At 63.0% G+C, this 20,958-nt stretch carries 21 protein-coding genes; 20 read left to right on the forward strand and 1 reads right to left on the reverse strand.

From position 1 onward, the window contains the following. Positions 1-126: 126 nt before the first annotated feature. From plsX to nagZ, 20 genes are all read left to right on the forward strand, one after another. Positions 127-1,257 (forward strand): phosphate acyltransferase PlsX, encoded by a 1,131-nt coding sequence (gene plsX, locus KFO72_RS26560; protein ID WP_035990171.1) that lies wholly within the window; start codon positions 127-129, stop codon positions 1,255-1,257. Beyond that, a complete protein-coding gene (locus KFO72_RS26565; RefSeq protein WP_054934144.1) occupies positions 1,257-2,246 on the forward strand; it encodes a beta-ketoacyl-ACP synthase III in 990 nt (329 codons plus the stop codon). Before plsX ends, KFO72_RS26565 begins: the two co-directional genes overlap by 1 nt. A 95-nt stretch (positions 2,247-2,341) precedes the next feature. Further along, a complete protein-coding gene (gene fabD / locus KFO72_RS26570; protein ID WP_225033403.1) occupies positions 2,342-3,274 on the forward strand; it encodes an ACP S-malonyltransferase in 933 nt (310 codons plus the stop codon). A 66-nt stretch (positions 3,275-3,340) separates the two neighbouring features. After that, positions 3,341-4,090: a 3-oxoacyl-ACP reductase FabG gene (fabG, locus tag KFO72_RS26575; RefSeq protein WP_054934184.1), complete on the forward strand. Its 750-nt coding sequence runs from the start codon at positions 3,341-3,343 to the stop codon at positions 4,088-4,090. A 148-nt stretch (positions 4,091-4,238) separates the two neighbouring features. Then, on the forward strand, positions 4,239-4,478 hold the full coding sequence (acpP, locus tag KFO72_RS26580; RefSeq protein WP_004197638.1) for an acyl carrier protein: 240 nt from the start codon (positions 4,239-4,241) through the stop codon (positions 4,476-4,478). 355 nt (positions 4,479-4,833) lie between these two features. Further along, positions 4,834-6,072 (forward strand): beta-ketoacyl-ACP synthase II, encoded by a 1,239-nt coding sequence (fabF, locus tag KFO72_RS26585; RefSeq protein WP_035990176.1) that lies wholly within the window; start codon positions 4,834-4,836, stop codon positions 6,070-6,072. 106 nt (positions 6,073-6,178) lie between these two features. Beyond that, the gene (locus tag KFO72_RS26590; RefSeq protein ID WP_225033404.1) at positions 6,179-6,562 is read left to right on the forward strand and encodes a protein YgfX; all 384 of its coding nucleotides are present in this window, start codon (positions 6,179-6,181) and stop codon (positions 6,560-6,562) included. A gap of 130 nt (positions 6,563-6,692) precedes the next feature. Then, entirely contained in the window at positions 6,693-7,292 is a 600-nt protein-coding gene (gene rpoE, locus KFO72_RS26595) for an RNA polymerase sigma factor RpoE (RefSeq protein WP_007734577.1), read from the forward strand. 98 nt (positions 7,293-7,390) lie between these two features. Continuing rightward, positions 7,391-8,026, forward strand: coding sequence for a sigma-E factor negative regulatory protein (locus tag KFO72_RS26600; protein WP_060601708.1), 636 nt, complete (start codon positions 7,391-7,393; stop codon positions 8,024-8,026). Positions 8,027-8,030: 4 nt separating this feature from the next. Further along, positions 8,031-9,071, forward strand: a complete 1,041-nt coding sequence (locus KFO72_RS26605) for a MucB/RseB C-terminal domain-containing protein (protein ID WP_054934147.1) — start codon at positions 8,031-8,033, stop codon at positions 9,069-9,071. A 19-nt stretch (positions 9,072-9,090) separates the two neighbouring features. Further along, positions 9,091-10,602 carry a DegQ family serine endoprotease gene (locus KFO72_RS26610; RefSeq protein ID WP_225033405.1) on the forward strand — a complete coding sequence of 504 codons (1,512 nt, stop codon included), beginning with the start codon at positions 9,091-9,093 and terminating at the stop codon, positions 10,600-10,602. Between the two features lie 5 nt (positions 10,603-10,607). Beyond that, positions 10,608-10,877, forward strand: coding sequence for a glutaredoxin family protein (locus KFO72_RS26615; protein WP_054934149.1), 270 nt, complete (start codon positions 10,608-10,610; stop codon positions 10,875-10,877). 187 nt (positions 10,878-11,064) lie between these two features. Further along, complete coding sequence (lepA, locus tag KFO72_RS26620; protein WP_107202406.1) at positions 11,065-12,858, forward strand: translation elongation factor 4; 1,794 nt, start codon at positions 11,065-11,067, stop codon at positions 12,856-12,858. A gap of 19 nt (positions 12,859-12,877) precedes the next feature. Next, positions 12,878-13,771, forward strand: a complete 894-nt coding sequence (gene lepB, locus KFO72_RS26625; protein WP_054934151.1) for a signal peptidase I — start codon at positions 12,878-12,880, stop codon at positions 13,769-13,771. Between the two features lie 184 nt (positions 13,772-13,955). Then, entirely contained in the window at positions 13,956-15,233 is a 1,278-nt protein-coding gene (rnc, locus tag KFO72_RS26630) for a ribonuclease III (RefSeq protein WP_225033409.1), read from the forward strand. Between the two features lie 64 nt (positions 15,234-15,297). Continuing rightward, a complete protein-coding gene (gene era / locus KFO72_RS26635) occupies positions 15,298-16,197 on the forward strand; it encodes a GTPase Era (RefSeq protein ID WP_176053932.1) in 900 nt (299 codons plus the stop codon). Beyond that, the gene (gene recO, locus KFO72_RS26640; RefSeq protein WP_225033406.1) at positions 16,184-17,185 is read left to right on the forward strand and encodes a DNA repair protein RecO; all 1,002 of its coding nucleotides are present in this window, start codon (positions 16,184-16,186) and stop codon (positions 17,183-17,185) included. Before era ends, recO begins: the two co-directional genes overlap by 14 nt. Further along, positions 17,182-17,946 (forward strand): pyridoxine 5'-phosphate synthase, encoded by a 765-nt coding sequence (pdxJ, locus tag KFO72_RS26645; protein WP_054934153.1) that lies wholly within the window; start codon positions 17,182-17,184, stop codon positions 17,944-17,946. Before recO ends, pdxJ begins: the two co-directional genes overlap by 4 nt. A gap of 46 nt (positions 17,947-17,992) precedes the next feature. Further along, a complete protein-coding gene (gene acpS, locus KFO72_RS26650; RefSeq protein ID WP_054934154.1) occupies positions 17,993-18,400 on the forward strand; it encodes a holo-ACP synthase in 408 nt (135 codons plus the stop codon). A gap of 58 nt (positions 18,401-18,458) precedes the next feature. Further along, entirely contained in the window at positions 18,459-19,490 is a 1,032-nt protein-coding gene (gene nagZ / locus KFO72_RS26655; protein ID WP_054934155.1) for a beta-N-acetylhexosaminidase, read from the forward strand. Positions 19,491-19,565: 75 nt separating this feature from the next. On the opposite strand, the gene KFO72_RS26660 is transcribed toward nagZ, so the two are convergent. Continuing rightward, entirely contained in the window at positions 19,566-20,948 is a 1,383-nt protein-coding gene (locus KFO72_RS26660; protein WP_054934156.1) for a sigma-54-dependent transcriptional regulator, read from the reverse strand. Between the last annotated feature and the right edge of the window lie 10 nt (positions 20,949-20,958).

Raw genomic sequence — 20,958 nt, forward strand, 5'->3', positions numbered from 1 at the left:
TCGCGCTCCTTTGGGTTTGACCCATTGGTATTTCGCGTGGCGATCGGCTCGCTTGACATTTTCCCGGTTCATCAAAAAGGCGGCATTCAATTGCCGCTTTTTTGTGCCTGAAATTCGTCGCATTCCATGACTGTAAAGCTCACGATAGATTGCATGGGAGGCGACCACGGCCCGTCCGTGACCGTTCCCGCTGCCGTCAACTTCGTTCGCTCGCACCCCGATGCGCACCTGATGCTCGTCGGCATCGAAAGCGCGATTCGTGCTCAGCTGAAGAAGCTGAAGGCGTCCGACAGTCCGGCACTCACGGTCGTAGCCGCGTCCGAGATCGTCGCCATGGACGATCCCGTCGAAGTCGCGCTTCGCAAGAAGAAAGACTCGTCGATGCGCGTGGCGCTCAACCGCGTCAAGGACGACGAGGCGCAGGCCTGCGTCTCCGCCGGTAACACCGGCGCGCTGATGGCTGTTTCCCGCTATGTTCTTAAAACGCTCCCGGGCATCGAACGTCCGGCGATCGCGTTTGCCTTGCCCAATCCTACCGGCTACACGACGATGCTCGACCTCGGCGCGAACGTCGATTGCGAGCCGCAGCATCTGCTGCAGTTCGCCGAGATGGGGCACGCGCTGGTTTCCGCTGTCGAAGGCAAGGAGCGTCCGAGCATCGGGCTCCTGAATATCGGCGAAGAAGTCATCAAGGGCAATGACACCATCAAGCGTGCGGGCGAACTGCTGCGTAGCAGCACGCTTAATTTCCGCGGCAACGTGGAAGGCAACGATATCTACAAAGGCACCGTCGACGTGATCGTGTGCGATGGCTTCGTCGGTAACGTTGCGCTGAAGACGTCGGAAGGGCTTGCACAGATGCTGTCCGACATCATCAAGGAAGAATTCGGCCGTTCGTGGTTGACCAAGGTGATGGCGGTGCTGGCGCTGCCCGTGCTGCTGCGTTTCAAGAAACGCGTCGATCACCGGCAATACAACGGCGCAGCGCTGCTCGGCCTGCGCGGGCTCGTGATCAAGAGCCACGGCTCCGCCGACGCCTACGCGTTTGAGTGGGCCATCAAACGCGGGTATGATGCCGTCAAAAATGGCGTTCTCGAACGCCTTGCCCGCGCCATGGAGGAGAACGCGGGTTCACTCGAACAGGCGAAGCAAGAGGCCGGCGGCGCGGGTTCCGCGAGCCAGATGGCGAGTCCGGTCGCGGGACCGGTATCCGGACAGCCGGCCGAGCCCTACAGCGCACAATCCTCGAAGACATAATGGCTCAATCCACTACCTATTCCCGCGTGCTGGGCACGGGCAGCTATCTGCCGCCCAACCGCGTTTCCAATCAGGAGCTGGCTGATCGTCTCGCGAAGCAGGGTGTCGAGACGAGCGACGAATGGATCGTAGCCCGCACGGGCATCCATGCGCGTCATTTCGCCGAACCTGATGTCACGACCAGCGACCTCGCGCTGTTCGCGTCGCAACGCGCGATCGAAGCGGCCGACGTCGATCCGCAATCCATCGACCTCATCATCGTCGCCACATCGACGCCGGACTTCGTATTCCCGAGCACGGCGTGCCTGCTGCAGAACAAGCTGGGCATCAAGAACAACGGCGCGGCCTTCGACGTGCAGGCGGTGTGCTCAGGTTTTGCCTATGCCGTTGCGACGGCTGACAGCTTCATCCGAAGCGGGCAACATCGTACTGCGCTGGTGGTCGGTGCTGAAACGTTCTCGCGCATCCTCGATTTCAACGACCGTACCACTTGCGTGCTGTTTGGCGATGGCGCGGGCGCGGTCGTGCTGCAGGCGTCAGACGAGCCGGGCGTGCTGTCCAGCGCGCTGCACGCTGACGGCAGCCATTCGAACATCCTTTGCACGCCGGGCAACGTGAACGGCGGCATCGTGCAAGGCAGTGCGTTCCTGCACATGGACGGCCAGGCGGTCTTCAAGCTTGCCGTCAACGTGCTCGAGAAAGTCGCGGTCGAAGCGCTGCAGAAGGCTGACCTCCGGCCCGAGCAGGTCGACTGGCTGATTCCGCATCAGGCCAATATCCGCATCATGCAGAGCACGTGCCGCAAGCTCGGCCTGCCGCAGGAGCGGATGGTCGTCACCGTGCACGAGCACGGCAACACGTCGGCAGCGTCGATTCCGCTCGCGCTCGACGTCGCCGTTCGCGACGGACGCATCCAGCGCGGTCATAACGTGCTGATCGAAGGCGTCGGCGGCGGCTTTACATGGGGCGCGTCGGTCATCCGTTTCTGACGACCGCGCGCGGCGGCGCCTCGCGCGCCGCTTCAAGTGGCAGCGCACGTCGTGTGCGCGTCACGCACATTTGAACTCATCGAATTGGGGACGATATGAAATTTGCGTTCGTTTTTCCCGGGCAGGGCTCGCAGTCGGTCGGCATGCTCAACGCGTTCGCCGACAATGCGATCGTGCGCGAAACCCTCCAGGAAGCGTCCGACGCGCTCGATCAGGACATCGGCAAGCTGATCGCCGAAGGTCCGGCTGACGACCTGAATCTCACCACCAACACCCAGCCCGTGATGCTGGCGGCTGCTTACGCCATCTTTCGCGCATGGCAGGCGGCAGGCGGCCCTGCGCCTGCAATCGTGGCCGGCCACAGCCTGGGCGAATACACGGCGCTCGTCGCCGCTGGCGCGCTGAAGTTCCGCGACGCCGTGCCGCTCGTGCGTTTCCGCGCGCAGGCTATGCAGAACGCGGTGCCCGTCGGTCAGGGCGGCATGGCTGCGATTCTCGGCCTCGACGACGATACCGTGCGCGAAGTGTGCAAGGAAGCATCGGTGGCGGGTGTCGTCGAAGCCGTCAACTTCAATGCGCCCGCGCAAGTCGTGATTGCCGGTCACAAGGCGGCCGTTGAGAAGGCGTGCGAAGTAGCCAAGGCGAAGGGCGCGAAGCGCGCGCTGCCGCTGCCCGTGTCCGCGCCGTTCCATTCGTCGCTGCTCAAGCCCGCATCGGACCAGTTGCGCGAGTATCTGGCGAGCGTCGACGTGCAGGTGCCGGCCATTCCCGTCGTCAATAACGTCGATGTGGCCATCGTCAACGAGCCGGCTGGCATCAAAGACGCGCTGGTACGCCAGGCGGCCGGCGCGGTGCGCTGGGTCGAATGCGTGCAGTCGATCGGCAGGCAGGGCGTCACGCATGTGATCGAATGCGGTCCGGGCAAGGTGCTCGCGGGGTTGACCAGGCGTATCGACGGCAATCTGGTCGGCGCATCGATCGTCGATCCCGCTTCGCTCGACGAAGTGCTAAAAGTCGTCGCGGCCTGAACGTCTGGTTGAAAGCAGCAAAGAATCGAACAGCCCTGTATGTGCAGGGCACTGTGGAAAGCAACGATGGAAAAGACTCTCGATAAACAGATTGCGATCGTGACGGGCGCTTCGCGTGGCATCGGCCGCGCAATCGCGATCGAACTCGCGCGTCAGGGCGCGATGGTGATCGGCACGGCAACGAGCGAAAGCGGCGCAACGGCAATCACGGACGCCTTCAAGGCCGAGGGCCTGAACGGCCGCGGCGCAGTACTCAACGTCAACGACGCGGCGGCGGCCGAAGCGCTGATCGACGGGACGGTGAAGGAATTCGGCGTGCTCAACGTACTGGTGAACAACGCGGGCATCACGCAAGATCAACTCGCGATGCGCATGAAGGACGACGACTGGGACGCCGTCATCGACACGAACCTGAAGTCCGTGTTCCGTCTGTCGCGCGCGGTGCTGCGCCCGATGATGAAAGCACGCGGCGGCCGCATCATCAATATCACGTCGGTGGTCGGTTCGGCGGGTAATGCCGGCCAGGCGAACTATGCTGCGGCAAAGGCGGGCGTGGCGGGCATGACACGTGCGCTGGCTCGTGAAATCGGCAGCCGCGGCATCACGGTGAACTGCGTCGCGCCGGGTTTCATCGACACCGACATGACCAAAACACTGCCCGAAGAACAGCAAACAGCGCTGAAGGCGCAGATTCCGCTCGGCCGTCTCGGCAGCCCGGAAGATATCGCACACGCCGTGACGTTCCTCGCATCGCCGCAGGCCGGTTATATCACCGGCACGACGTTGCACGTGAACGGCGGCATGTATATGTCGTAATCGAATTCGGTTACTATCCGCGCCTTGAAGCCATTCGAAGTGCGGATTAAACGGCTCTACAGCAACCGTGTGCGTCGCTTTTTTACAGATGCAAACCTGATAAAATGCGCGCACCTGTATTTATGAACTTTTTTCCCTTGGAGGGGTAATGGACAATATCGAACAGCGCGTCAAGAAGATCGTTGCAGAACAACTCGGTGTTGCCGAAGCGGAAATCAAGAACGAAGCATCGTTCGTGAACGACCTCGGCGCTGACTCGCTCGACACGGTCGAGCTGGTGATGGCTCTCGAAGACGAATTCGGCATGGAAATTCCGGATGAAGAAGCCGAGAAGATCACGACGGTTCAGCAAGCGATCGACTACGCTCGCGCTAACGTCAAGGCTTAAGGTCATTCGCGCCTGGCTGGTTGCTTCGGTTGCTGCGAAAAGCGCGGCGTCCGTCGTGCCGGCAGCCTTGTCGCGCCGTCCATCGGTGCAGCGAGGGCAGGCGTCAATGCCAATGCGCATGCGCGCGAGCCTGACGTCGTCGTTCAAGGCGCACTTGTCGATGCAGCAAGGGTCGGCTCTTTCGCCATTGCGCTTACTGGTGCATGTTCTGGCGTCAACGCCAGTGCACCGGTCAGCGTATTCGTCAGCGCCCTGGTCAGCGCGATCGTCAGGTTAAACAGCCACAGGGCTCACAGGGCACTTTCCTGTGCGCTGCTGTGGCTTTTGTTTTGTCATCTATGGAAAAGGGGTTACCGTGAGCCGTCGTCGTGTTGTTGTTACAGGCCTGGGGCTTATTTCGCCTGTTGGCAATAATGTTGCCGACGGCTGGGCCAATCTGGTCGCCGGCAAGTCCGGCATCGCCAACGTCACGAAGTTCGACGCGTCGAACTTCTCCACGCGTTTTGCCGGCGAGGTGAAGGGCTTCAATATCGAAGACTACATCCCCGCCAAGGAAGCCCGCCACATGGATACGTTCATCCATTACGGCGTGGCTGCGGGTTTCCAGGCAATGCAGGACAGCGGCCTCGAAATCACCGAAGCGAACGCGGAGCGGGTCGGCGTGGTGGTCGGCTCGGGCATCGGCGGCCTGCCGATGATCGAAGTCACGCAAACGGAACTGCTGAACCGCGGCCCGCGCCGCATTTCGCCGTTCTTCGTGCCTGCGTCGATCATCAACATGATCTCCGGCCATCTGTCGATCAAATTCGGCCTCAAGGGCCCGAACCTGTCGATGGTGACGGCGTGCACGACCGGCCTGCATTGCATCGGCGAGGCCTCGCGCCTGATCGAGTACGGCGACGCGGACGTGATGATCGCGGGCGGTGCGGAATCGACCGTTTCGCCGCTGGGCATCGGCGGCTTTGCGGCGGCGCGCGCGCTTTCGCAACGCAACGATGATCCGGCGACGGCGAGCCGTCCGTGGGACAAGGACCGCGACGGTTTCGTGCTCGGCGAGGGCGCGGGCGTGATGGTGCTCGAGGAGTACGAACACGCCAAGGCGCGCGGCGCGAAGATCTACGCGGAAGTCAGCGGCTACGGCATGAGCGGCGACGCGTATCACATGACGGCTCCGCTGGAAGACGGCGACGGCGCACGCCGCTGCATGCTCGCGGCGATGAAGAACGCGGGTGTTAACCCTGACTCGGTGCACTACCTGAACGCGCACGGCACGTCGACGCCGCTTGGCGACCTGGCTGAAACCACGGGCATCAAGCGCGCATTCGGCGATCACTCGAAGAAGATCGTCGTCAACTCGACAAAGTCGATGACGGGTCACCTGCTGGGCGGCGCGGGCGGTCTGGAGTCTGTGTTTACGGTGCTGGCCGTGCATCACCAGGTGTCGCCGCCGACCATCAACATCTTCAACCAGGACCCGGAATGCGATCTCGACTACTGCGCGAACACCGCGCGGGAGATGAAGATCGACGTCGCGCTGAAGAACTCGTTCGGGTTCGGCGGCACGAACGGCACGCTGGTTTTCAAGCGCTTCTAAGCATTTGACGGCCATAGCGTCGCGGCCGGCCACGTCGGCGCATGCTTCCGATCCCGCAGTGAACGGCGGACCCTCGCGGCGCATAGCGTTGCGGCGGTCCGCCGCGTTGTATCTGGCGACCACGCTTTTTATCGCCGTTGCCGTATCCGCTGTTTGCATGACGGTCGCCCCCCGTATCGGCGTCGGCAGCTTGGTACTGGCTGCAGCGGCCGTGCTCGCGATTCTGGCGGCGGCGGCGGCCCGTCACGCACGCAATCAGCCGGCTGCCATTAAAATCGGGCCGGAAGGACTGTCTGTCTGGAACCGGGCGGGAATATTACGCGCTCAGGGCCGTATCATCGGATGCAGCCAGTGGAGCGACAGCTTGCTGATGCTGTGCCTGGAAGACGACGGCGGCAAGTTGCATCGGCTTCTGATCCCGGCCGACACGGCCGAACGCGGCGCTTTTCGCGAACTCGCCGTGCTGGCCCGGCATAGCGCGCGCGTCTGAGCGGCCTCGCGGCGCGGCCAGACGCCTTGACGTAAAGACTGTAACGGCTGTTACGGCCGTAACGTGCCACAGTGAGGGGGACGCTACAATGGTGCCCCGCTACACGCGCAAAAGTTAACGGATTTATCAGGTGAGCGAAAAAGAAATAGATCAGGTGCTGGTTGAGCGCGTCCAGAATGGCGACAAGGCCGCGTTCGAGCTGCTGGTCGCCAAGTATCATCGCAAGATCATCCGCCTGATCTCGCGCCTCGTGCGGGATCCCGCCGAGGTCGAGGATGTGGCCCAGGATGCCTTCATCAAGGCATACCGGGCGCTGCCCCAATTCCGCGGCGAGTCCGCGTTCTATACGTGGTTGTACCGGATTGCCGTCAACACGGCCAAGAATTACCTTGCGACCCAGGGCCGGCGAGCGCCCACTTCGACGGAAGCAGATGCAGAAGAAGCTGAAACTTTCTCGGATGCCGACCAACTAAGGGATATCAACACGCCCGAGTCGATGTTGATGAGCAAGCAGATCGCTGAGACGGTCAATGCTGCGATGGCGGTTTTACCGGAAGAGCTGCGCACCGCCATAACTCTTCGTGAAATTGAAGGTCTGAGCTACGAGGAAATCGCTGAAATGATGGGTTGCCCGATCGGCACCGTCAGATCAAGAATTTTCCGCGCTCGCGAGGCCATTGCGGCAAAATTGCGTCCGCTGCTTGACACGCCCGAAGGCAAGCGCTGGTAGCCGCTGTTCATACAGCAGCCAGGCGGGCCTCGCGGACGGCGGCGCAGTCTCTGGGTTAAGTGGTGTCACTACGGGTGTCTGTAAAGATGGGGAGCATCATGGGGTCGGTTTCGATGCCAATGCAATCGAATGCGCAAGCGAACTCGCAAGGCGAGCGTCTGTCTGCTTTTGTCGACGGCGAACTGCTCGACGGCGAGCATCCAAACACAATTCTGGCCGCGCTGGGTCGTGAAGATCGTGCGACATGGTCGTGCTATCACCTGATCGGTGACGCATTGCGTTCCGACGACCTGGCCGTCAGTCCGGCAACGAGCAGCGCGTTTCTGAACGGTTTTGCGGCCCGCTTCGAAAGCGAGGCGCATGTGCTGGCGCCGGTTTCGGTGCCGGCCACGCGCCGTCTGCTGGCGCTGCGCCGCCGGGTCGTTCCGGCGTTCGCAGTGGCCGCTGCCGCGGCGACGCTGACGTGGATCGTGATGCCGCAGCTCTCGGGCGTCGGCACGGGCGTAACGCAGGTCGCATCGGTCGCGCCGCACGCAGACTCGGTGCAGCGCGTGGCGATGGCTTCGATGCCTGCCGCGACCACGGCTGAAGCCAATGTATCGGACGGCAACATCATCCGTGATGCGAGCCTCGACCAATATCTGGAAGCGCATCAACAGTTCGGCCTTCAGCCCGTCGTATCGGGTTCGATGCCGTTGCTCCGCGCGGCTTCTCTGACCACGCAGGGCCACTAGTCTGATGCAGAGTCTGCGGTTGAAAAAAACGACTATTTGGGGACGGCTGCCGGCATTTCTGTTCTGTGCAGCCGTGATGTTGTCCGCCACGTCGCGCACCTACGCGCAAACCGACGACTCTGCCACCCGGCACAGCGCGGCGGAACTGTTGAACCGTGTTCATCAGGCTGCGCAGCAGCAGAACTACGAAGGCACGTTCCTCTATCAGCGCGGCAACTTCGTGCAGTCGTCGCGCATTGCCCACTATGCGACGCGTAACGACGGCGAGTTCGAATCGCTCGAAAGCCTCGACGGCAAGCCTCGCAAGATATTGCGCCATAACGACGAGCTATATACGTTCGTGCCCGAGCGGCATCTGTGCGTCGTCGAAAAACGGCAGAACAAGGACTCGTTCCCGGCGCTGATGTCGGCGAACGGCGAGCAGGTCCTGACCGTCTACGAGCCGAAGATGCTGGGCACGGACCGCGTGGCGGGCATCGAAAGCCAGGTCATCGAACTCGATCCGAAGGACGCGAACCGCTTCGCATACAAGCTGTGGGCCGATACCAAAACGGGGCTGCTGTTACGCGCGCAGACGCTCGACCCGAGCGGTGAGGTGCTCGAGCAGATGTCGTTTTCGCAGATTCGCATTGGCGTGCCCGTGGACAAGGCGTCGATAGCCAGCGGGATCAAGAACACATCGGGATGGACGGTGGTGCGCCCGCCCGTCGAGCCCGTCGATATGGAAGCGCAGGGCTGGCAGATCGCGTCGCCCGTCGCGGGTTTCCGCAAGATTCGAGAGCTGCGCCGGCCGATGGCGGCGCACGATCCGGCCAATCCGCCCATTCCCGTCGACCAGATGGTGTTCTCCGACGGTCTCGCCGCGATCTCGATTTTCGTCGAGCCCGTCGAGAAGAGCACCCGCAAGGAAGGCGCGGGAAGCAGCGGCGCAACGCACGTGCTGGTCAAGCGGCGCGGCGATTTCTGGATCACCTTGCTCGGGGAAGTGCCTCAGACCACGTTGCAGCAATTTGCGGCTGCCATAGAATACAAGCCTTCCAGGTAATCCTTCGGTCCCCTACGACATGACGATTCTTTCGGTGCGCAAATTCTTCGCGGCCGCAGCGCTGATGGCTTGCCTGCCCCTCGTGCCGCATGCGGCGTCGGCGGCGCCTGCTGCCAATCTGCCTGATTTCACCGATCTGGTCGACAAGGTCGGGCCGGCCGTCGTCAACATCCGCACCACGGCGCGCGTCTCCAATAGCACGCGCGGTTTGCCGCCCGGCATGGACGACGGCGATATGTCGGAGTTTTTCCGGCGTTTCTTCGGCATTCCGATGCCTAACTCCCCGCAATCGCCGGGAACGCCGAATTCACCGAATTCGCCACGCGGGGGCAACAACGACCAGGACCAGTCGCCGGATAGCGGCGGCAGCGATTCCGAACAGAACAGCGGCGTCGGCTCGGGCTTCATCCTCTCGGCGGATGGCTACGTGATGACCAACGCGCACGTGATCGACGACGCGGACACGATTTACGTCACGCTCACCGACAAGCGCGAGTTCAAGGCCAAGCTGATTGGCGTCGACGACCGCACCGATGTGGCCGTCGTGAAGATCAACGCAACGAATCTGCCCACGGTGCCGATCGGCGACTCGAACAAGGTGCGCGTCGGCGAATGGGTCGTCGCGATCGGTTCGCCGTTCGGTCTCGAGAACACGGTGACGGCGGGTATCGTCAGCGCGAAGGGGCGCGATACAGGCGACTATCTGCCGTTCATCCAGACCGACGTCGCCGTGAATCCCGGCAACTCGGGCGGCCCGCTGATCAACATGCAGGGCGAGGTAATCGGCATCAACTCGCAGATCTATAGCCGCACGGGCGGCTTCATGGGCATCTCGTTCGCGATTCCTATCGACGAAGCGATGCGCGTGGCCGACCAGCTGAAAACGGCGGGCAAGGTTACACGCGGCCGGATTGCCGTTGCGATCGGCGAAGTAACCAAGGACGTGGCCGATTCGCTCGGCCTGCCGAAAGCGCAGGGTGCGCTCGTCAGCAGCGTCGAGCCGGGCGGTCCCGCCGACAAGGCTGGCGTGCAGCCGGGCGACATCATCCTGAAGTTCAATGGCCACAATGTGGATACGGCGACGGACCTGCCGCGCATGGTCGGCGACACGAAGCCGGGCACGAAGGCGACGATTACGCTGTGGCGCAAGGGCCAGACGCGCGAACTGCCTGTGACGGTGGCCGAAATGCAGCCTGACAAGACGGCGAAGGTCGACCCGAAGAAGGCGCCGACGCCGAAGCCGCGCGCATCGAACGCGCTGGGCGTGGCCGTCAGCGACATTCCGGCCGACCAGATGAAGACGCTCAAGCTGCGCAACGGCGTGCAGGTCGACGCCGTCGACGGTCCGGCCGCGCGTGTCGGCCTGCAGCGCGGCGACATCATTCTGCGTGTCGGCGACACGGATATCACGAGCGCGAAGCAGTTCGACGAAATGACGTCGCATCTCGACCCGTCGAAGATGGTCGCGTTGCTGGTCCGTCGTGGCGAGAACACGCAATTCGTGCCCGTTCGTCCGCGCGCGCAGAAGTAGGCGACGTGGCTGGCGCGGTGGCATCGCTCACGCTCTACGGACGCGCATGGTGCCACCTCTGCGACGACATGCGCACCGCGCTCGCGCCTTTGCTGGCCGAGTTCGGCGCGCGGCTCGAAGTGATCGACATCGATGCCGATCCTTCGCTTGAAGCGCGTTACAACGATTGGGTTCCCGTGCTGGTTCACGAGGGTGTCGAGCTGTGTCATTACCATCTCGACGAAGCGCGGGTTCGTGCGGCGCTGGCGGGGCATGACGCCACGCCGCCGCGTTGAACGCAGCCGTGCGCTTTCGAGAACCCGCAGGGCGAAAGCGGGCACCCAGATAGCACGAATAACGCCCGCTGCCGGTAAGTCCCGCCCGCCGACCCCCTTTTCGGCTAAAATAGATAGGTTTTTCACTTACTTACAAGGCGTGCTCCGCTATCGTCAGAGCGCGCCTTTTTCGCTTGATCGGCACTGAATGGATCATATTCGTAACTTCTCGATCATTGCGCACATCGACCATGGCAAGTCGACGCTCGCCGATCGCATCATCCAGCTTTGCGGCGGTCTGTCGGACCGTGAGATGGAAGCGCAGGTCCTCGACTCGATGGACCTCGAACGCGAGCGTGGCATCACCATCAAGGCACAAACGGCCGCGCTGTCGTACCGCGCGCGCGACGGCAAGGTGTACAACCTGAACATGATCGACACGCCAGGGCACGTCGACTTCTCGTACGAGGTCAGCCGCTCGCTGTCCGCGTGTGAAGGCGCGCTGCTGGTCGTCGACGCGAGTCAGGGCGTCGAGGCGCAGACGGTAGCCAACTGCTACACGGCCATCGAACTGGGCGTCGAAGTCGTGCCCGTGCTGAACAAGATCGACCTGCCGGCTGCGAACCCCGAGAACGCGATCACCGAGATCGAAGACGTGATCGGTATCGACGCAACCGACGCCACGCATTGCAGCGCCAAGACGGGCCTGGGCGTGCAGGATGTGCTCGAAGCGCTGATCGCGAAAGTGCCGCCGCCGAAGGGCAGCGCGGACGAGCCGCTGCAGGCGCTGATCATCGACTCGTGGTTCGACAACTACGTCGGCGTCGTGATGCTGGTGCGCATCGTCAACGGCACGCTGCGTCCGAAAGACAAGATTCGCATGATGGCGACGGGCGCCGAATATCCCGTCGAGCACGTCGGCGTGTTCACGCCTAAGTCGAAAAATCTGGAAGAGCTGTCGGCGGGGCAGGTGGGTTTCATCATCGCCGGCATCAAGGAACTGACGGCGGCGAAGGTGGGCGATACCGTCACCATCGTCAAGCGTCCGGCGGCCGAACCGCTGCCCGGCTTCAAGGAAGTGAAGCCGCAGGTGTTCGCCGGTCTCTACCCCGTTGAAGCCAACCAGTACGACGCACTGCGCGAATCGCTGGAAAAGCTCAAGCTCAACGACGCATCGCTGATGTACGAGCCGGAAGTGTCTCAGGCGCTCGGCTTCGGTTTCCGTTGCGGCTTCCTCGGTCTGTTGCACATGGAGATCGTCCAGGAACGGCTCGAGCGCGAGTTCGACATGGACCTGATCACAACCGCGCCGACCGTCGTCTATGAAGTCGTGCAGCGCGACGGTACGATCCTGACGGTCGAGAATCCGGCGAAGATGCCGGACCCGTCGAAGATCGAAGAAGTGCGCGAGCCGATCGTCACTGTGAACCTGTACATGCCGCAAGACTATGTCGGCTCGGTGATCACGCTGTGCACGCAAAAGCGCGGTTCGCAGATCAACATGCAGTACCACGGCCGCCAGGTGCAGCTGACGTACGAAATCCCGATGGGCGAAATCGTGCTCGACTTCTTCGACCGGCTGAAGTCGGTGTCGCGCGGCTACGCGTCGATGGACTACGAGTTCAAGGAGTATCGCGCGTCGGACGTCGTGAAGGTCGACATGCTGATCAACGGCGACAAGGTCGACGCGTTGTCGGTGATCGTTCACCGTTCGCAGAGCCAGTATCGCGGCCGCGAAGTCGCTGCGAAGATGCGTGAAATCATTCCGCGTCAGATGTATGACGTCGCCATTCAGGCGACCATCGGTGCGCACATCATTGCGCGCGAGAACATCAAAGCACTTCGTAAGAACGTTCTGGCAAAGTGCTACGGCGGCGATATTACGCGTAAGAAGAAGTTGTTGGAAAAGCAGAAGGAAGGTAAGAAGCGGATGAAGCAGGTGGGCTCCGTCGAAATTCCGCAAGAAGCTTTCCTCGCAATTCTGCGCGTCGAAGACAAATAAGACTAAGAACTGGAACCCTATGAATTTTGCGCTGATTCTTTTTGTGCTCGTGATCATTACGGGCGTGGCATGGGTCGCGGACAAACTGGTTTTTCTGCCAAAACGGCGCCGGGCGGCGGAAGCAGCCGTCGCCGAGTTCGACAATCAGCAGGCACGCATAGGCGAACGCTTCGCCGATGAGAACGCGCCCGCCACGCGCGCGCGTCTGCGTGACGAAAAGCTGCGCCAGCCGTGGTGGCTCGAATACACGGCGAGTTTTTTCCCGGTGATTCTCGTCGTATTCGTCGTGCGTTCGTTCGTCGTCGAGCCGTTCAAGATTCCGTCGGGTTCGATGGTGCCGACGCTGCTTGTGGGCGACTTCATCCTCGTCAACAAGTTCGACTACGGCATCCGCCTGCCCATCACGAATACGAAAATCACGGAAGGCCGTCCGCTGCAACGTGGCGATGTCGTGGTGTTCCGCTACCCGAAGGACGAATCGGTCGACTACATCAAGCGCGTGATCGGCCTGCCTGGCGACGTCGTCTCGTACGAAGACAAGCAACTCACGATCAACGGCAAGCCTGTGCCCGAAACACCGCTGCCCGATTACTTCGATGAAGAGCGCATCGGCTATGCGAAGCAATTCGAAGAAGACCTGGATGGGCGCAAGAACCGCATTCTCAATAACCCGGCCGTGCCGCCATTCATCGTCGGCGCGGAAGACTTCCCTTATCGCGATAACTGCAAGTACGACGCGCGCGGTGTCACGTGCAAGGTGCCGCCGGGCAACTACTTCATGATGGGCGACAACCGCGACAACAGCGCCGACAGCCGTTACTGGGGCTTCGCGCCGGACAAGAACATCGTCGGTCGTGCGTTCTTCATCTGGATGAACTTCAGCAATTTGAAGCGCATCGGCGGCTTCCATTGATCGCCACTCGCGCATCGCACGACGATGCGCACTGAACCCGCGCAACATGTCGCGCATCGCGCGCGACGTGTTATCACGCTACTTTAACAACGCGCGGTAACGTCGCTACAACACGCTTTTTCGGCGCCGGGGCTGCGAGGCTGACACTCTCCGCCCCGTGATGCGCCCGCGTTATACTCTGCACATGCCCCTATCTCCGTTGGAAAGCCGTTTGCGCTACGAATTTCGCAATGCGGAATTGTTGCGTCAGGCTTTAACTCACCGCAGTCACAGTGCCACGCATAACGAGCGGCTGGAATTTCTCGGCGACTCCGTTCTGAACTGCGCGGTGGCTGCGCTTTTGTTCCAACGTTTCGGGAAACTGGACGAGGGTGATCTGTCCCGCGTTCGCGCCAATCTGGTCAAGCAACAGTCGTTGTACGAGATTGCTCAGGCCCTGAATATTTCCGAAAGCCTGCGGCTCGGCGAAGGCGAATTGCGCAGCGGCGGTTTCCGCCGCCCATCCATTCTCGCGGACACCCTGGAAGCCATTCTGGGCGCGATCTTTCTCGACAGCGGGTTCGAGGCGGCACAGACGGTCATCAAGCGCCTGTACGTGCCGATTCTCGATCACATCGACCCGCGCACGCTCGGCAAGGATGCGAAGACCTTGCTGCAAGAGTATCTGCAGGGGCACAAGATTCCGCTGCCAACTTACACCGTCGTCGCTACCCATGGTGCGGCGCACAATCAGCAGTTCGAAGTCGAGTGCACGGTGCCCAAGCTGGACGTGAAGGTCTCCGGTTCAGGCGCGAGCCGCCGTGCTGCCGAGCAGGCCGCGGCGAAAAAAGCGCTCGACGAGGTGATGGCGGCGGCGCCCGCCATGGTGGCCAAGCCGAAGCGCTCGAAGAGTTCGCGTGCGGCCAAGCACGCCGAGACGGAAATCGTGCCGGGCGTGACGGGCGTTCAGGCGGCGCTCGATCTGCGTGCGCCCGATACGCGCAGGTCCGATCGGGCATCGCGGGCCGAGGCAAAGCCGGTGACGCCGGAAGTACCGTCGGCCGGACAGGCGGCGGTTGCGGCGCCGCTCGCGGTCATACGCGCGGCGCATGTCGAGTACAGCCAGGAATCCGAGCGTGGCGAAAAGGGTGAGCGCGCCGCGCGTTCGGCAGACAAGCCCGAAGCGGTGCTGAAACTCGCCGAGCGTCCAGCAGAGCGCCAAAGCCAGGACAAGTTCGATCCACCGGCGCGTGCCGCGGAAAAACCACCTGAGAAGCCTGTCGAAAAATCGGCTGACAAGGCGTCGGACAAACCCGCCTACAAGCCCGCGGAAAAGCCTGCCGACAAGCCCGACACCAACACGCGCGGCGCGGACAAAGCCGCATCGCGCGCCCGCGAGGCCGCGCCCGGCGCGAGCGCGGGCGATCTCGAACCCGGTGTCGCCGGCGCGGTGCACACCCGCGTGGCCGATACCGGTCATTGAACGCTATACGACGTGGACGCACTCGATCTGACGCGCGTCCACACGAACCTGCCGTAGTACGAATATGAACGCTCCCACTCCCACTGGTTTTCGCTGCGGCATGGTCGCAATCGTCGGCCGCCCGAACGTCGGCAAGTCGACGCTGATGAATGCGCTGGTCGGCCAGAAGGTCAGCATTACGTCGCGCAAGGCGCAGACGACCCGCCATCGCATCACGGGCATCAACACGATCGACGACGCGCAGTACGTGTTCGTCGACACGCCCGGCTTCCAGACGCGTCACAGCAGCGCGCTGAACCGCTCGCTGAATCGCGCGGTGACGTCGACGCTGTCGTCCGTCGACGCCGTGTTGTTCGTCATCGAAGCAGGCCGCTTCGGTCCCGACGACCAGAAAGTGCTGGACCTGATCCCGAAATCCGCGCCGACGCTGCTCATCGCGAACAAGCTCGACCGCGTGAGCGACAAGGATTCGCTGTTCCCGTTCATGCAGCAAATGAGCGCGCTGCGCGAGTTCAAGGAAATCGTGCCGCTGTCAGCCAAGAACCCTGACGACATCAAGCGCCTGCTGGCGACGGTCAAGCCCTATCTGCCCGAAGGCCAGCCCATCTACGGCGAAGACGATCTGACCGATCGCAGCGAACGCTTCCTCGCGGCGGAAATCCTGCGCGAGAAAGTGTTCCGCTGGACGGGCGACGAACTGCCGTACACGAGCACGGTGCTGATCGACAAGTTCGAGACGGAAGGGCGTCTGCGCCGCATTTTCGCGACGATCCTGGTCGAGCGCGATATGCACAAGGCGATGATCATTGGCCAGAAGGGTGCGAAGCTGAAGCAGATCAGCACGGAGGCGCGCCTCGACATGGAGAAGCTGTTCGACGGCCCCGTGTATCTCGAGACGTTCATCAAGGTGAAGAGTGGCTGGGCGGACAATGAAGCCGGACTCCGCGCCTATGGTTACGAATGACGGCGCACTGGACACCCAATCTGACGCGTGGATGACGCCGCCGAACGACACTCACCCCGACGCCGATCCCGAGGACGCCTCCGCTCACCACGAGCAGCCGGCCTCGTTCGCGCCGCCGCCACGCGCAAAGCCGGCGCGCCCCGCACGTTCGACGAAGCGCAGCGCGCCGCGCCAGGACGGCGATGACTTCGGTGAAGGTGGCGATCACGCCGAAGCCGCGCTGCGCAAGACCTCCGCGCGTCGTTCGTCGCGCGTGCCGCGTGCGCCCGCTTCCGACTTCCGTATCTCCGAGCAGCCCGCGTTCGTGCTGCATAGCTATCCGTATCGCGAGACGAGCCTGATTGTCGACGTGTTGTCGCGCGATCACGGCCGTGTCGCGCTCGTCGCGAAGGGCGCGAAGCGTCCTCATTCCGCGTTGCGCGGCGTGTTGCAGACCTTCCAGCCGTTGTCGCTCGCATGGTCCGGCAAGTCGGAAATGCGCACTTTGACGGGCGCTGAGTGGGTCGGCGGCATGTTGCCGCTCGCCGGCGACGCGCTGTTGTGCGGCTTCTACGTGAACGAATTGCTCGTCAAGTTTCTCGCACGCGAAGATCCGCATCCGCAACTCTTTCATCATTACGTCGTCACGCTGACGCGCCTCGCGCACGATGAGCCGCCCGTGCAGGTGCTGCGTTCGTTCGAGCGCGTGCTGCTGCGCGAAACCGGCTACGCGATGTCGCTCAACCGCACGGTGGCGCGCAAGGCCGTGGTGCCTGAAGGCCGCTATGTGTTCGATCCCGAGCGCGGCGTACGCGAAGCATCCAGCGAGTATCCTTCGAACTGGCCCGTGATCAGCGGGCAGACCTTGCTCGACATGGAGCAGGACGATTACCATCGAGCGCAGACCGTCGCGCAAAGCAAGACGCTGATGCGCTTTTTGCTCAACACCTATCTCGGCGGCGCGCCGCTCGCGACCCGCCAGATCCTGATCGACCTGCAGAATCTATGAGTTTCTTTCTGACTTCTCCGACTGTGATCGACCTCGGCGTGAACATCGATCACGTCGCCACGCTGCGCAACGTGCGCGGCACGTCCTATCCCGACCCGATCCGCGCCGCGTTGCAGGCTGAAGAAGCGGGGGCCGATGCGATCACGCTGCATCTGCGCGAAGACCGCCGTCATATCGTCGATGCCGACGTGCGCGCGCTACGCTCGCAACTGAAGACGCGCATGAACCTCGAATGCGCCGTGACGCAAGAGATGCTCGACATCGCATGCGAGGTGCAGCCGCACGACGTGTGTCTCGTGCCGGAAAAGCGTCAGGAACTGACGACGGAAGGCGGCCTCGACGTGGTCGGCCATTTCGAGTCGGTGCGTGCCGCATGCAGGCAGTTGGCTGACGCGGGCTCGCGCGTATCGCTCTTCATCGATGCCGACGAAGCGCAGATTCGCGCCGCGCACGAAGCGGGCGCGCCCGTGATCGAACTGCACACGGGCGCTTACGCGGAAGTGCACGACGCGAGCGAACAGCAGCGCGAGTACGAGCGCATCGTGCGCGGCGTCGAGTTCGGCGCGTCGCTGGGGCTGAAGGTCAACGCGGGTCATGGCCTGCATTACACGAACGTCCAGCAGATCGCGGCGATCGAAGGCATCGTCGAACTGAACATCGGCCACGCAATCGTCGCGCATGCGATCTTCGCGGGCTGGGACAATGCAGTGCGCGAGATGAAGGCGATCATGGTCGCCGCGCGTCTCGCGGCTCGTGCCTGACTCAGCAGGTCAAGCAACATACATAACGGATAGCGACGGTACACGTATGGCGATCTACGGCATTGGCACCGACGTCGTTCAGGTAAGCCGCGTAGCGGCGGTAATGGAGCGCACCAACGGCCGCTTCGCCGAGAAAGTGCTCGGCCCTGAGGAACTGCGCATCTATCACGCCCGCAATGCACGCTCGCAAGTGCGCGGCCTCGCGTTTCTCGCGACGCGCTTCTCCGTCAAGGAAGCGTTCTCGAAAGCGATCGGACTCGGCATGCGCTGGCCGATGACATGGCGCGCGTTGCAGACGCTGAACGAACCGAGCGGCCGTCCGATGTGCGTCGCGTCGGGTGAACTCGCCGACTGGCTCGCCGAGCGCGGGATCACGTCCCAGGTGACGTTGTCCGACGAGCGCGATTACGCGGTGTCGTTCGTGATTGCCGAGACGGCTGATCCTTCCGTCTGATTTCTTTCGACGCGGCGCGAACACTGCACCGCGTTCTTCCTTTTCCTTCACGAACCCGATGAAACTGACTCCTGGCCCGGTGATGCTCGACGTCGTCGGCAAGACCTTGAATGCCGACGACGAGCGCCGCCTCGCGCATCCGATGACGGGCGGCGTGATCCTGTTCGCGCGCCACTTCGAAAGCCGTGCGCAACTCGTCGCGCTGACAGACGCGATCCGCAACATACGCGACGATCTGCTGATCGCCGTCGATCACGAAGGCGGCCGCGTGCAGCGTTTTCGCACCGACGGCTTCACGGTGCTGCCCGCCATGGGCAAGCTCGGCGCGCTGTGGGACGACGACGTGCTGCGCGCGACCAAGGTGACGACGGCCGTCGGCTATGTGCTGGCGTCCGAGCTGCGCGCGTGCGGTATCGACATGAGCTTCACGCCCGTGCTCGATCTGAACTACGGCCACTCGCAGGTGATCGGCGACCGCGCGTTCCATCGCGATCCGCGCGTCGTGACGATGCTCGCGAAGAGCCTCAATCACGGCCTCGCGCTGGCGGGCATGGCGAACTGCGGCAAGCATTTTCCGGGGCACGGGTTTGCTTCGGCGGATTCGCACGTTACCGTGCCCGTCGACGAACGGACGCTCGACGAGATTCTCGGTGAAGACGTCACGCCATATGACTGGCTCGGGCTGTCACTCGCGTCGGTGCTGCCGGGGCATGTGATCTATCCGAAGGTCGACAGCAAACCGGCGGGTTTTTCGCGCGTGTGGATTCAGGACATCCTGCGCACCCGGCTCGGGTTCGAGGGCGCGATTTTCAGCGACGATCTGTCGATGGAAGCCGCACGCCAGGGCGGCACGCTGACGCAAGCCGCGACCGCCGCGCTCGAAGCAGGCGTCGATATGGTGCTGATCTGCAATCAGCCCGACGAGGCGGGCAAGGTGCTCGACGCGCTGAGCTTCATGCCGTCGGAGGAATCGAGGCAGCGTCTGGAACGGATGCGGCCGCGCGGCGACGCGCTATCGTGGACGGCGCTGCTGGACGAGCCGCAGTATCGGCAGGCACAGGCGTTGTTGCGCGAGGCGTTCGCGCGCTGATTCGCCTCGTGCGGTCGAAATGAAAAAGGACGGGGCCAGTCGGAACCCGTCCTTTTGCTTTCGTGACGCGCGACTTCAGTTCAGGCGCATGCGCTGCAGCTTGTTGTACAGCGTCTTTGGACTGATGCCGAGCAGTGACGCCGCGCGATGCCGCGTCCCGCCGACGGCATCGAGTGTCGCGCGAATCAGCATTTCCTCGACGTCGGCGAGCGGCGTGCCGACAGTGACCTGCACCCGGCCGCCGTTCAGATCGCGCCCGCCCGCGCCGTTGCCTTCGTCGGCGCGCAGCGTCTCCAGCACGTCGCCGGAGGCGTGATACGCGCGCCGCACGCGGTCCTGCAACTCGCGCACGTTACCCGGCCATTCATACGCAAGACATTCGCGCACGAAACTCGGCCCGACCAGCTTCGTCGCATCCGCGACGCCGCGCGCGTTGGCCTCGTCGTTCAACTCGTCGACGAGCGCCTGCGCGAACAGCGCTGGATCGTCGCCGCGCTCGCGCAGCGGCGGCAGCGACAGCGCGGCCGCTTCGAGACGCAGGCCGAGATCCTGGTGCAGCGTGCCCTCGGCAACGGCCGAGCGCGGCACCTTGCGCGTCGATGCGATCAGGCGGAAGTCGGTCGCCACCTGATTCGTGCCGCCGACGCGCATGAAGGTTTGCGAATCGAGTGCGCTCAGCAGCGCTTCCTGCTGCGCGCGCGGCAGCATCGTGATTTCGTCGATGAAGAGCGTGCCGCCGCTCGCCTGTTCGAAAAGTCCGGGCTCGCGTTGCTCCGCGCCGCCGAACGCGCCGCGTTCATGGCCGAACAGCAGACTGTCGAGCGGCCGGCCGCCCGCGACCGCTTGTGCCGAGCGGCAGTCGAGCACGACGAACGGGCCTTTGCGGCGCCGGCTCATCTCGTGCAGCGTGCGCGCGGCGACTTCCTTGCCGGTGCCCGCTTCGCCCGAAATCAGCACGGCCGCTTCCGTCGGCGCAACGTGTTCGATCGAATCGTAGATATGCTGGATCGCGCCGCTGCGACCGATCATCGGTCCAAACCGGCCCATGCGGCGCAGCCTGGCGCGTAGCGCCTGCACTTCCTCTGTGAGTTCGTAGGGACGCGGGATGCGCGCCAGCAGGCTGCGCAGGCGCGGAATGTTGACGGGCTTGAGCAGGTAGTCCCAGATGCCGTGGCGCAAGCCTTCGATCGCGCTTTCGACCGTCGCATTGCCTGTCATCACGATCACGGGCAACGCGCCGCCGGGCGGCTGCGCGGGCAGATGCTGGAGCAAATCGAGGCCGCCGCCGTCGGGTAGATTCAGGTCGACCAGCACGACGTCGGGGATGAAGCGTGTCAGGGCTGCGCGTGCTTCGGAGAGCGTGATCGCGGTGTCGACTGAAAAACCGTCGGCGGCGAGAATCGCGGACAGGCCTGACAGGCTATTAGGATCGTCTTCGACAATCAGGGCATGTGGCATAACGAGCGCA

Origin of the sequence: Paraburkholderia sp. XV (assembly GCF_020177535.1) — a bacterium.
In the GTDB taxonomy this organism is placed as follows: domain Bacteria; phylum Pseudomonadota; class Gammaproteobacteria; order Burkholderiales; family Burkholderiaceae; genus Paraburkholderia; species Paraburkholderia caribensis.